At 44.9% G+C, this 12,930-nt stretch carries 10 protein-coding genes; 7 read left to right on the top strand and 3 right to left on the bottom strand.

Annotated elements, in window-relative coordinates:
- The first annotated feature begins 69 nt into the window (after positions 1-69).
- Genes AZI86_RS13110 through AZI86_RS13080 form a run of 7 tightly spaced genes read left to right on the top strand, consistent with a single transcriptional unit; the run spans position 70 to position 10,448 of the window.
- A complete protein-coding gene (locus tag AZI86_RS13110; RefSeq protein ID WP_061835653.1) occupies positions 70-1,377 on the top strand; it encodes a PepSY-associated TM helix domain-containing protein in 1,308 nt (435 codons plus the stop codon).
- Complete coding sequence (locus tag AZI86_RS13105; protein ID WP_061835652.1) at positions 1,374-2,576, top strand: MFS transporter; 1,203 nt, start codon at positions 1,374-1,376, stop codon at positions 2,574-2,576. The genes AZI86_RS13110 and AZI86_RS13105 overlap by 4 nt, the downstream gene beginning before the upstream one ends.
- Positions 2,563-4,329, top strand: coding sequence for an IucA/IucC family protein (locus AZI86_RS13100; RefSeq protein WP_061835651.1), 1,767 nt, complete (start codon positions 2,563-2,565; stop codon positions 4,327-4,329). Before AZI86_RS13105 ends, AZI86_RS13100 begins: the two co-directional genes overlap by 14 nt.
- Entirely contained in the window at positions 4,326-5,315 is a 990-nt protein-coding gene (locus tag AZI86_RS13095) for a GNAT family N-acetyltransferase (protein ID WP_061835650.1), read from the top strand. The genes AZI86_RS13100 and AZI86_RS13095 overlap by 4 nt, the downstream gene beginning before the upstream one ends.
- Positions 5,312-7,066: an IucA/IucC family protein gene (locus AZI86_RS13090; protein ID WP_061835649.1), complete on the top strand. Its 1,755-nt coding sequence runs from the start codon at positions 5,312-5,314 to the stop codon at positions 7,064-7,066. The genes AZI86_RS13095 and AZI86_RS13090 overlap by 4 nt, the downstream gene beginning before the upstream one ends.
- Positions 7,063-8,334, top strand: coding sequence for a lysine N(6)-hydroxylase/L-ornithine N(5)-oxygenase family protein (locus AZI86_RS13085; protein ID WP_061835648.1), 1,272 nt, complete (start codon positions 7,063-7,065; stop codon positions 8,332-8,334). Before AZI86_RS13090 ends, AZI86_RS13085 begins: the two co-directional genes overlap by 4 nt.
- An 11-nt stretch (positions 8,335-8,345) precedes the next feature.
- Positions 8,346-10,448 carry a TonB-dependent receptor gene (locus tag AZI86_RS13080; RefSeq protein WP_253715941.1) on the top strand — a complete coding sequence of 701 codons (2,103 nt, stop codon included), beginning with the start codon at positions 8,346-8,348 and terminating at the stop codon, positions 10,446-10,448.
- 3 nt (positions 10,449-10,451) lie between these two features.
- Here the strand turns inward: AZI86_RS13080 and AZI86_RS13075 are convergent, their stop codons facing one another.
- The 3 genes from AZI86_RS13075 to AZI86_RS13065 all read right to left on the bottom strand — a co-directional run bounded on the left by AZI86_RS13075 (position 10,452) and on the right by AZI86_RS13065 (position 12,831).
- Positions 10,452-10,925, bottom strand: coding sequence for a hypothetical protein (locus tag AZI86_RS13075; RefSeq protein ID WP_061835646.1), 474 nt, complete (start codon positions 10,923-10,925; stop codon positions 10,452-10,454).
- Entirely contained in the window at positions 10,922-11,854 is a 933-nt protein-coding gene (locus AZI86_RS13070) for a DUF3137 domain-containing protein (RefSeq protein WP_061835645.1), read from the bottom strand. Before AZI86_RS13070 ends, AZI86_RS13075 begins: the two co-directional genes overlap by 4 nt.
- 95 nt (positions 11,855-11,949) lie before the next feature.
- A complete protein-coding gene (locus AZI86_RS13065) occupies positions 11,950-12,831 on the bottom strand; it encodes an SDR family oxidoreductase (RefSeq protein ID WP_061835644.1) in 882 nt (293 codons plus the stop codon).
- Positions 12,832-12,930 lie beyond the last annotated feature (99 nt).

Below are 12,930 nucleotides of genomic sequence, written 5' to 3'. Positions count from 1 at the left end.
CTCTTCACAGATTTAGTGATTTCCCTCTGGATCTTTGCACCTTTTTAACGCGCGTGATAACAAAAGCCAGTGAATAACAGACTCTTTAAACTCTTTTATAAAACACATATTTACGTCGGCATTTTCGTATCCCTGCACTTGCTTGTTTTAACACTCACGGGATCCATTTTACTTTTCAAGGACGAGATCGAGGGACATGAATCCCATGAAGAACATATCGCGGCGGGGGCCCTCCCCCAGATCGATACTTTTTTTCAAAACATGTTGCAGAAATACCCAAACGAGCGTCCTTTAGCCCTTTCCATTGAAGAGGCCGACCACGACATCGCTCAGCTTCGTTTAGGAAAAGACAACTCGAAAATGTTCCGCGGTTCCCGCCGAGTTTACTTTGATACGAAAACAGGCCTTGAAGTCGAAGCTCCAAAAAAGACCGGCTCCTTTATGGAAGCCGTTTTAATTTTACATCGTGAGTTCTTTTTAGGTTCTAACGGCAAGATCTATGTGGGACTGATCGGTCTGCTTTACGCCTTCACGTTGATTTCTGGTTTTTTCATTTACGGTAACTTTTCTAAAAAAACAAAATTCGGTGAAATCCGTCAGCAATCCGCGCGTACTTTTTCAGGAGATTTGCATCGCTTCCTGGGCATGACAGTTTTTGCGTGGGGTTTATTAATTGCCATCACAGGTTTATTCTTAGGCTTAAGTTCAACACTGATTAAAGTTTATCAATTTAGCGAACTAAAGAAACTGACGGCTCAATATCCCACCGCTCCGAGCGGTCCGCGCGCTTCGCTAGACAAGGTTTTAGAATCCGCCCAAAAAGCATTGCCGGAATCAAGCTTTGATTATCTTGCTTTTGCTGACACTCAATTTTCGCCTCCGGGTCATCACTTGGTGTTAATGCATGGAAACACGGCTTTCACCGAACGTCTGGTGGAAGTCGTGGTGATTGATGCCGTGACGGGCGAATTGACCGAAGTGCGTGCCCTGCCCTGGTACTTGAAATTCACGATGCTGTCAGAGCCTTTGCATTTCGGGAACTATGGCGGTTTGTTTCTGAAGCTCGTGTGGTTAACACTCTCTTTGATTTCTTTGGCGTTGCCTATTTTAGGAATTTACATTTGGTGGGATCGTCGCCGTAAGTCTAAAAAAGCCGCGGCCTCTGAAAAGAAAGCAAATATTTTACTTTGGACTTCGGGTCTTTTCCAAAGAGCTTATCTAGTCCCCACCACATTGATGGTGATTTCGGCTTTGGCCATTGTGGGAAGCTTCGTTACTCACGGTGCGATGAATCCTGTTTTTGTGAGCGGTCTTTTGGTTCCGGTTTATTTTTCAGTCCGAGTCTTGTGGACTTGGATAAGAGGTCCACGCAAATGAAGACCTTACGGGCCATAGGACATCTTAATACCGCCACCTTTAGCGCTTTGCAGATGATGCTGTTTACGTTGATTCCGTTTATTTCTGAAAAGACGCAATTAAGCATGACCTCGATTGTCGCAAGTTTCAGCGTCGGTTCTTTCTTGTTTTTATGGTCTAGCCCCTTTTGGTCTTCGCGCAGTGATTCGTGGGGACGCATGAAGGTTCTTTGCCTAGGCATGGCGGGATTGACCGTATCCACCGCACTTCTAGTTTTGCTGTTAATGGTCCCTGAACTTTCAGACCAAAGCTCTTTGATTCTGTGGGCCAGCCGCATTCTTTACGGCCTGACGGCTGCGGGCATCGTCCCAGTTGCGCAAGCTTTGCAGATTGATTTAAACCCAAAAAAATCCCCGATGAAGGCGATGCTTTCAAATTCTATGAGCTTAAACATCGGACGCGCTTTAGGCCCGCTGTACCTGCTCATCGGTGGGGGGCAGAATATGCTGCCCGTTTTGCAAGGCGCGGTTGTTTGGTCGATGGTTTTATTCTTAGCCAATGTCACTTTGATCGGAAAAAGCCTTCAGCAAACGCAAAAAGCCGAAACTGTTTCCTTAGCGTCGTGGTTTGGAACTTTCAGTAAAATGCGCGCGGTTTTTTCTTTGGCGTTGTTATTTACAATCTTTATCGGAATTTTAAATTTCTCTTTAGCCGCGATCTTAAAGAAAAGCTTTGCACTTACAGGTGCGGATTCAAGTGTTCTCATGGCGCAGGTTTTATTAGTCAGCGCGATCCTTGCCGTCTTAACTCAAGGCTTGGGTAAAGTCTTTTTTAAGAATCCTTGGCAAGGTTCATTTATTTTAGGCTCTTTGGGACTTTTAGGTGGATCCCTGTTGTTAGGAGAAATGAGTTCCCAGGGCGAACTTTGGGGCGCGATTGCGATGCTGTCGCTAGGCATTGCTTTAATTCCCCCCAGCTATCTGTCACTCATGGCCTCGGGTCACAAAGACACGAACCTGGGCCGCCGCACCGGTTTGGTGGGAGCCGCGAACACCTTAGGCTATTCATTGGGTGGAGCTTTCGCGGCGATAACTTTTCAGATCAATCGCTTTGAGGTAGAGCATCTGCTAGTGGCTTTTGTGGTCGTGATTGGGTTTAATATTGCAATTCTGTACCGCGGTCGTGGAGATCAAAACGAGGTTCTTTATGCACAAGTTTAAAGAACTCTCCCTCATGCATTCAATCTCTTGTTTCTTTAATGCTTTATTCAGAGAATTCCATGCCTATGAAATTATAAATACGGCATCTTTGATCCCCGCAAGCCAAGATAGTATTTCGGTGAAAGTTTCTGAAAAGAACACACTCCTGATTCCTTTAAAAAAGAAATCTTCGTTAGGGCGCCACCAGTATCTAGATCAGTTTTATATTTTGCGCGAGGGACAGCTCACCTCATTGGGTTTTATGGATGCTGTCGACCTCATTGTGGGCTTTCTTTCAGAAGTTTGGCGTGAAGACCCTAGCAAAAAAGAAATTTTCCTGCGCCGAGTGCAAAACAGCCTGCACAATATGGAACTGGCTTTAGAGGCTCGAGCCGCCGACATGGCTAAGCTTTACGAGGAGCCCACAAACTTCAAGGCGGCAGAACAAGGCTTGATGATTGGTCATAACTTTCACCCGTATCCCAAAATGCGTGAAGGCTTTGATGATGCCGAATATGCGATTTATTCCCCCGAAATGGGCGGCAAATTCGCCCTGCACTGGTTCTTTGTGAAACCTGAAGTTTTGCACAATCAAACCGCGGCGCAGTTTAAAACCAAGGATTGGACTTCGAAACTTTATGTTACAGAAAAGGCGGAGATCTCTGTGCCCGAAGGCTATCTCCCCTTCCCCGTTCATCCTTGGCAGAAAAATCATCTTTTAAAAAACAAAACAATAAAGCAGTACGTGCTAGATAAAAAGATCATCGACGCTGGTGGCACATCTTTGATGTGGTATCCCACCTCAAGCTTGCGTTCCATCTATGCCCCGCACAGCCCTTATATGTTGAAGTTTTCTTTAACTTTAAAACTGACAAACTCGATCCGCCATTTGACGGATGTGGAAGTCGTGCGCGGCTTGCAAGTGTATGATGTTTTTGCCACAGCCAAGGCAGACGAGTTTAAAAATCGTTATCCTGATTTCCACGTGATCTTTGAACCGGCCTTTGCCGCGATCAAAGATGAAAATGGCAAAAGTATTGCCGAGTCTATCGTTGTTTGTCGCGAAAACCCATTTCAAGATAAAGAAGCTTCTGGTGAAAACATCGTGCTTTCCACTTTGGCTCAAGACAATCCCTTGGGGGGCGAGACTTTAATCTTCAAGCACATCTTGGCAAAATCTCAAGCCACCGGTCAAAGCATCCACGATGTCAGCCGTGAATGGTTTAAGAAATACCTGACAATTGCCATCAAGCCCTTTATCACCGCGCAAAGTGAATACGGTATTTTATTGGGCGCGCATCAACAGAATATGGTCCTTACAATAAAAGACCACATGCCCATGAAAGCTTATTTCCGCGATTGCCAGGGCACGGGTTACAGCGAGCACGGCTTTGAACTATACCGTCACGAAGTCGCAAGCTTGGTCAAAGAAAATGGCAACATCCTAGATGAAAAAGGAAACATTCTTTTTGGATATTATCTTTTAGTAAATTCAACCTTTAATGTGATCAGTGCAATCGCTCATGACAATGGCGTCACCGAAGAAGTTTTGGTGGATGATTTACGAGCTTTCTTAAAGGCATTACTAGTCCCGGGTTTACCGGACGCCAGTTTTTTAAACTATTGTTTAGCGCGCCCTGAAATTTACCAAAAAGGAAACTTCAACTGCAGCTTGCAAAATTTAAATGAAAACACCGCCGCCAACCCTTTGGCGATTTACAATTTAATTAAAAATCCGCTTTATATTCCTTCAGAACAAGGAAAATCGTTATGAGTACTACCTTTCTTTTTTCAACTTATGCTTGCTCCACTCAAGAAGCTTTGACCGTGCAAATTGCGGGTCATAGCGGGCAAGTGCGTTCCCCGAAAGAGGCTCTCCTTTTTGACACCTTCACGGAGGCCGATAAGCTTTTTGTAAACATCCAGGCTGATGCTTGCGACGTGATGACCTTAGCGGTCTTGGAAGCTTTGTTTGTGCAAAATTCCTCCCTCCAAAGTCTGTGGCTCAATAAAGTGCCGGCGGGATTTTCACGGCTTTTAGGCAAATCGGGAACTCCCTTAGAAGTGACTCGCCAAGAGTTCTTCCAATTGCGCCCGCTTTGGGTGCATAACGGAAAAGAAAACATCACACCCGAAACTTGGACCCTTACTAAAGAAGTTTCTCACCCCGTGCGTCCTCGCGTAAAACCGGGTCAGATCCTTTACCAAAGAAGTTTAACTCATTTGGGTAAAACTCTGCGTTTAAGAGTTGCGGACATCGAAAAAGATTTGGATATCTTCCATGACTGGCACAATCAACCCCGCGTTTTTGATTTTTGGGAATTGAATAAACCCAAAGAAGAACTGCGTGAATATCTAAAAAAGGGCTTAGAAGATCCCCATCAATTCCCGGTGATCGTGGAATTTGATGAAACGTCGGTCGGTTATTTTGAAATGTATTGGACCAAGGAAGATCGCTTAGGTCCTTATTATGATTCTGAAGCCTTCGACCGTGGTTTGCATTTCCTCATCGGCAATGAAAAGTTCTTAGGCTTTGCCAACACGGACGCGATTTTAAAGTCGGTCACTCATTATTTGTTTTTAGAAGAACCGCGCACGCGCAAAATCATGGCCGAGCCCCGTTCGGATAACGCCAAAGTTCTTCGTTATGTGGAGACCTTCACGGCTTGGAAAAAATTAAAAGAATTTGATTTCCCTCACAAACGCGCCGCCTTATTGGAATGCCGTCGTGAAGCTTTCTTTGGTGGCAATTTTCTATGAGCTTCCGCGCTGATTGGCAAAAACTGAATATCGAAATGATCGCAAAAAGCCTGCAAGAGCTTAGCTATGAGCAAGTGCTGGTCGCGCGTCGTTTATCGGGTTCAGCAGACCAGTTAGCACCTTATGAGCTTTCATTAGCTAGTGGTGTTTCATATCAGTTTCAGGCTTGGACCGGGATTTGGACGGATTTAAAAGTTCAAATTTCAAGCATTCGCCGTAATGGCGAAGTACCCACCAGTGCCGGACAGTTTTTTATCGATATCCAAAAAGAAACCGGGATGGATGATATTATCCTGGCTAACTTTTTAGAAGAAATGCACAACACTCTTTATGCCGATCAAGCGGTCCTAGAGAGATCTTTAACAGTCACCGCTGAAGAAATGACCGCATGGCCCGGTGAAAAGATCCAGAGTGTATTAAAAGGCCATCCCAAGTTATTATTAAACAAAGGTCGCATCGGTTGGAGTGCCGCCGATCAAGATCTTTATGGCCCGGAAAAAGAAAATCCCGTGCAGTTTTTGTGGCTCGCGGCCCACAAGTCATTATGTCTTTCAGGAATCGCGGCAGATTTAAGCTTTGATGATATTTTGCGCGAAAGCTTTAGTGACCAAGTCTTTAAAGAATTTAAAGCCGAAACGGCTCGACGTGAACTTTATGATCAAGATTACTTCTTTATCCCAGTTCATCCTTGGCAATGGCAAAGATATTTAAAAATTCAGTTTGCGGCAGATTTAGCTTCAGGAAAGTTGCATTTTCTTGGCGCTTACGGCGATCTTTATTTACCGCAGATTTCTTTACGTACTTTTTCAAACATCGCACGTCCTGAAAAAATGGATATCAAGCTGCCTTTGACCATTCTAAACACTTCGGCCATTCGTGGGATTCCAGGTAAATACATGGCTCAAGGCCCTTCCCTCTCGGCCGATTTAACCCGGCTGTGCCGTCAAGATGCGGATTTAGCGAGCACCGAAGTTTTAGAAGAAAAAGCCGGAGTTTCCGTCAAACACCATCTTTATTCCCAGGTTGCGGGTGCTCCTTATCGTTATCAGGAGCTTTTAGGGGTTTTATGGCGCCAAAGTTCGGCTTCAAAGCTCCACCCCGGGGAATTAGCGATCATTGCCGGCAGCCTTTTTCACCGCGATGCCCAAGGAAACTCCCTGATCGGCGCTTACATCCGTCAGTCGGGATTAAGCCAAAAAGAATGGTTGCGAGCCTATTTCAGAAATGTCGTCCTTCCCCTTTATCATTTACAAGCTCAATACGGCCTGGGACTCGTGGCTCATGGACAGAATGTCGTCATTCGATTAAAAGGTTTGGTGCCTACGGGCTTGTTACTTAAAGACTTCCAAGGTGATTTACGAATGACGACCACTTCCACTGCGCTTTCTCATGATCTGACTCGCTTGCCGGCGAACTATTTGATCCATGATTTAGTGACGGGTCACTTTGTGACGGTTTTGCGCTTTATCTCTGAAACCTTAAAAGAGTGTGACGGACTTTCGGAAGAGGTATTTTACGCGATCTTGGGAACAGAGTTAAAAAATTATCTAGAGGAGCATCCTCACGTGGCAAAGCTTCCTCATTTCAATGATATCAATATTCTTGCTCCGGAACTTTTGCGCGTCTTAGTTAATAAAGTTCGTTTCAAGATTGGCTATGCCGACTCTGCTGAAAGACCTGTTCCTATGTTAGGTGAAAATCTTAAGAATCCGATTTATTATAGCCTGAACCATTCGGGGGTGATTTTATGAACAATCACTACAACCTGATTGGTATCGGCATTGGTTTATTTAATCTGAGCTTGGCGGCTTTATTAGATAAAACCCCGGGGGTTCGCAGTCTTTTCTTTGATCGCAAGCATCGCTTTGATTGGCATTCTGAAATCAGCTTTGCGGATTCGGAAATGCAGACTTCATTTTTAAAAGACTTGGTGACACCGGTGGATCCGACCAATCCTTACAGCTTTATGAACTATCTGGTTCAAAAAGGTCTTTTTTATTCTTTCATCAACACCAATCGCAAATCCATCTCACGCCGTGAATTTGAAATGTACTGTCAATGGGTCAGCGAAAACTTGCAAGACCAATTAAAGTTCAGCTGCGACATTCAGTCGGTGGATTACGACGGCAAGCATTTCATTTTGCAAGTCAACGGCGAAACCTACACGGCAGATAATATCTGTATTGGAACTGGCATTGTGCCACACATTCCTCTTTTTGCCGAAAAAGTGGAAGGTCCGGAAGTATTTCATGCGAAATCGAGCTATCTAAAAATTTTAGATGCCACCAACAAAGACATCGTTGTTGTCGGTGGTGGCCAAACAGGTTTAGAGATCTTCCGCAATTGCTTGCAAGGCAAATGGGGTCCGCCAAAGAGTTTAAAACTTATTTCTAGCCGTGCGAATTTAGAGCCGCTAGACAACTCCCCTTTTGTGAACGAATACTTTGCCCCTTCTTACGTCGAAGAATTCTTGGGCTTAGATCAAAGCATGAAAGATCCTATCGTTAAGTACCAAAAACTTGCCAGCGATGGAAACACGCCTGAGTATTTGGACCTGTTATACCGCGATCTTTATCAGTTAAAGCACGTGTATGGCGATAAACGTGAAATCCAAGTTCTTCCATTCCGACGTGTCGTGGATATCAATGCGGCCGAGGGCCGTTATGATCTTCGCATCCGCAATGGCTTTACGCATAAAACCGAAATCGCTCAAGCTGACACCGTTATCTTGAGCACGGGGTTCCGTGTAAATATCCCCGCTTTGATTGAGCCTTTGCGTCCGCAGATCGATTTTGATTCTGAAGGTCGCTTTAAATTAAGTAAAAACTTTGATGTCGCGTGGTCGGGATCAGAAAAAAATAAAATCTATGCCTTGAACTTCAGCCGTCATGGCCATGGAATTTCTGAACCACAAACAAGCTTAATGGCTTGGCGTTCAGCGACCATCATTAACGATCTGACTAAAAAGCAGATCTTCCCTATCAAAAACGTTGTTAGCAACTTTGTGACCTATACATAATGGAAAAACCAATGAAAGTATTATTAGCTTCGATCCTGTTCCTTGTTCAAACTCAAGCCTTTGCCCAAGAATCCAAAATGGAGACGATCCAAGTTCAAGGGAATAAAGAAAATAAAACTTACGCGGAAAGCACTGAAAGTATCGCCATTGTTCCCAGCAAAGAACTTGATGCCCCCAATCAACCCACCTCCATTCATGCTCTCAATGCCATTCCCAATGTCGTCACCCCCAAAAATGACAACTCATTTTCTATTCGCGGAATTAACAACACCGGCGTCACCGGTTTTCAAAAAGACAACTTAGCTAGCATTATCGTGGATGATGTCTTTCAAACAGATTTGGCTGTTGATGCCGGAAGTTTTGACCTTTGGGATATCCATCAAGCCGAAGTTTATCGAGGGCCCCAGTCCACCTCTCAAGGTGTCAACTCCCTGGCCGGCAGCATTCTTCTTTACCACAACAAAGCCAATGAACAGACCGAAGGAGCCGCTAAGATTGGTTATGGCAGTTACAATAAATTCGAATTAGGCGCAGTCACCAATAACACTTGGTTTGATGGGGTCCTTTTAAGTCGTATTTCTTATAACCAAGAAAAAGATGATGGTTTCATCAAAAATATCGCCACTGACAATCCGAACTGGGGCCGTTCCAGCAAAGAACAAGTGGGGTTGGACCTAGTTTATAAAATCAACGATGCGGACTTTGTTCGTTTAAATACGAAACTGATGCAAAAAAAATCCGGTGGCGAATCTTACGTTCAAAGTGCTAATCCCTTTGATTATGAAGTCAACCAAGATATTGACTCTGAAACTGTCGGCAAAAACATTCAAACCAGCCTTCGTTATTTCAAAAAAATCAACGACAACTGGAGTAATGAAATTATCGCCGCTTACTCGAACTCCACTCGTGATGCCACGGCCGATGCCGATTATTCCGCGAACCTCAACTATGGGGCGCGCAAAGAGGACAATCACGATCGCTACTATAGCGTCGAAAATCTTTTAAAATACCAAGATGATAAAGTTAAGAACGTTTTGGGCTTCCATGCTCATGACTATTACTTGTATGACAATGCGGACTTTAATGTGCCTTATCCGATTTCCGCTAATAATTACGTGCCGATCGCCATCGGCCAGACAACGGATAAATACCGCACGGTTTTTGCCGTGTTTGATTCTTATTTAGTCAAATTCGCGGAAAATCAGTCGATCAATTTAGGCCTTCGTTATGAATATACGAAAAACAAATATGGCGCGAGCACGCGTGGCGCTCGTACTCAGAGCTATGGTCCTGCTATTGATGCCCTGATCGACAGTCGCTTAGCGCCGATGATCAGCTCTTATGATGATACGAACTCCAATTCGATTCTTTTGCCAAAAGTGGCTTACATTTATGAATTCAATTCACAAGCCTGGGGTGTTAGCTATGCCGAGGGTTATCGTACCGGTGGCATCAGTATCAACCGCGCGCGGGCGACCACCAATTCCTATGATCCGGAAAAAACACAAAACTATGAATTGTCTTACAAACTACAACAAGATGGCTTTACATTCAGTTCAAATGCCTTTTTCACAAAATGGTTAGACCAACAAGTCCAGGTGAAACTGACCAATGGAATGTATGACACACAAGTAGCGAATGCGGCGTCTTCAACTCTTTACGGAGCAGAAGCTGAAGGTCACTGGAAACCAGCCGCCAAGCATGATCTGGGTTTAGGGGCCGGTTACGTGCAAACTCGTTTTGATGATTTCAGCATCCTAACGACAAACTATACAGGCAACGAATTCCCCTATGCTCCTAATTGGACGGGTCGTCTTTCTTATAACTACGCCTTTAACGACAACTGGAATGCGACAAGCTTGCTTCGCTATTTAAGCAAGTCTTATTCGGACGCTGAAAATACCGTGAAGTCTCCGGAACAGTTTTACTTAGATTTAAGTGCGCAATACATTTTGGCGTCCTTAAGCCTGACCACGGACTTTTATGTGCAAAACGTCTTGGACACGCAATATGTACTTTACGACCACTCAACGACTTTGGGTGGACAAACCGTGGACGTGAATCAAGTGAACTCTCCAAGAGAGTTCGGCTTACGTGTCAGTTATTTCTGGTAGTGGTTATTTCCAGGCCGATGGAACGCGAATGTGGCGAGGCTTCGTTCGCGGGAAAAGTTGCGAAGAGCGCGCGTAATCGCGCCATCTAGCGGCCTTTGGCGGAACGACGATAGCTTGAAAGTAATCGCTGTCGTCGTTTAAAATTTTTCGAGCCACTTGGGTTAATTCAATTTTTTCTTTTGAATCTAGCGTGCTTTTAATCTCGCCCAGATGATTAAAGATCGTCTTTAAAACAACCCCCACAAAGACAATCATAAAGGCCACGGCTGAAGCCTTCATCACTAATGGCAAACCCGATTTTGCTTCTTTTTGAGCAAAGTGCATGACGAATACCAAACCGGCGGTCACCACGCTGGCTTTCGAAAAACCTTCAGCGGCCGCCATCAAAAGGTTCACGGCCCGCGAATAACGTGATCGCAATGCAAACAGCACAAATGAAATAATCGCGACGGTCGGAATGATCATGCTTGTTTTCATGATGTCTTTCTTTTTCTATCCATGAATTGTTCGGCGAGAAGTTCTTTAGAAATCACAGAGATAACTTCAATCGCCAAAGAGTCATCATAGGCGGCTTGAAAACGAGCGTTGTCATCAAACGCCGGGGCAAAAAGTTCCTTTTCCCAAGGAAGGGACACGTACACGCAAGAATCTTTAAATGTCACCGTGAATGGAAATTGAGAAAGACGAGAGTCAAGATTCACCAATTGATCCAGCATAAACGGAGTTAACACCTCGCGCGCCAAATCATGATCCCGCGTTTGCACTTGGAAAATATTGTCAAAAGCTTCATGATTCATAGAAAGATTGCTTTGAGCCCCGCGACGCAAGATCACTGTCCCGGTGAAAGACCGCGGAAAATCCATCGCGATAAAAAAACCAGAAAATGTCGGGCGATGATGACGTTTAGTCATTGAAAGTCGCCCGATTCTTTGCGTGACCTCTAGGATATTTCCCATATCCACTTTGACCGCTGCCATTAAACACATTCCGACCGGCCCTGAGATACAGCCTTTTTCGTGGATAAAATCGACGTTGTGATTAAAAAGACCACTCTCACGGATTTCACGTCTGACCTTGGGTGCGCGCAATGTGTAGCGCCAAGCTCGATCATGAATCCATACAAGCTCATTTAAAGCTTCTTGGTGAACCTTTGCCAGGGACACCCGGTATTTTTCATTTTTAAAGCTGTGACTGGTGGCCAGCCAATAAAGACCGGCAGCGGCCGCGGGAATAAGTAGAACCTTCGGCGCACGCCCCCACAGACAGGCCGTCGCAATAACAATCACCACCATACATAAAAGGCGAAATGTTTGTTTGCCCGCGCTTAAACGAATCGCCATTCCAGCTTCATAAAAAAACTGCAACGACGCTTCATAAAAATCTGCAAAATCGCGATGATCCTTCAACAATACTCTCCGAAATTGAACCGCTTGAGTCCTGTTCTGTATTTCGGAAATTACCGCAAGTTTCTTAAGGAATTTTAGGCACCAGGACCTCGACTTTAGATGGACTCACCCCCCATGATCGGCAAAACAATTCCCGATATGAAACTGGAATCTGCTTCCGAGGCGAGAAACACATAGGCCGGCGCCATTTCTTCGGGCTGACCTGGACGTTCCATCGGTGTTTTCTTTCCAAAGTTGCGGATTTTTTCCATACTCGCCCCGGCATCTGCCGGATTGAGCGGGGTCCATACCGGGCCCGGAGCCACGGCATTCACGCGAATGCCCTTAGGAGCTAACATCTTTGCCAATGATTTGGTAAAAGTGTTAATCGCTCCTTTGGTTGAAGAGTAATCCAAAAGTTGATCTGGAGCGCGCGTGGATGTTTCGGAACTTGTCGCGATAATGGCGGATCCTGGTTTCATGTAAGGAACAGCGGCTTTGGCCAAATGAAAATAAGCATAAACATTGGTTTTAAAGGTGCGATCAAATTCTTTCGTGGTGATTTCTGAAATATCATCTTTGCGCATTTGATGAGCGGCGTTGCTTACGAGGATATCAATTTTTCCCAGCTTTTTTACCGTCTCTTTCACCGCTTTTTGGCAGAATTTTTCATTCGTCAAATCACCCTCTAACAAAATACATTTCTGTCCCAAGGCCTCAATTTCAGATTTTATTTTTTGCGCATCTTTTTTTTCGACTGGCAAATAGGTGATTGCGACATCGGCCCCTTCACGGGCGTACAGATAGGCGACCGCTCGACCAATACCCGAATCCCCGCCCGTGATCAGCGCGCATTTGTTTTCTAACTTGTTTGCGGCGCGATATTGCGGAGCCTTGTAACGAGGCTTTTCTTTCATCTGGGCTTCTAAGCCCGGAGCTTTCAATTTTTGGCGTGGAAAGGGTGGTTTTGGCTCCTGCTGAACGTTCTGTTTTTGCATATAATGCCTCCTGGTGGCTTTAAAATCAGACCTGCCTATTATGCGGTCAAATTTCGTTTCGCGCCCAGTTACAGAATGCTTATCTGCTGATAGTCATAA

Origin of the sequence: Bdellovibrio bacteriovorus, from assembly GCF_001592735.1 — a bacterium.
Lineage (GTDB): Bacteria > Bdellovibrionota > Bdellovibrionia > Bdellovibrionales > Bdellovibrionaceae > Bdellovibrio > Bdellovibrio bacteriovorus_D.
This window is presented reverse-complemented; position numbering and strand designations above follow the sequence as displayed.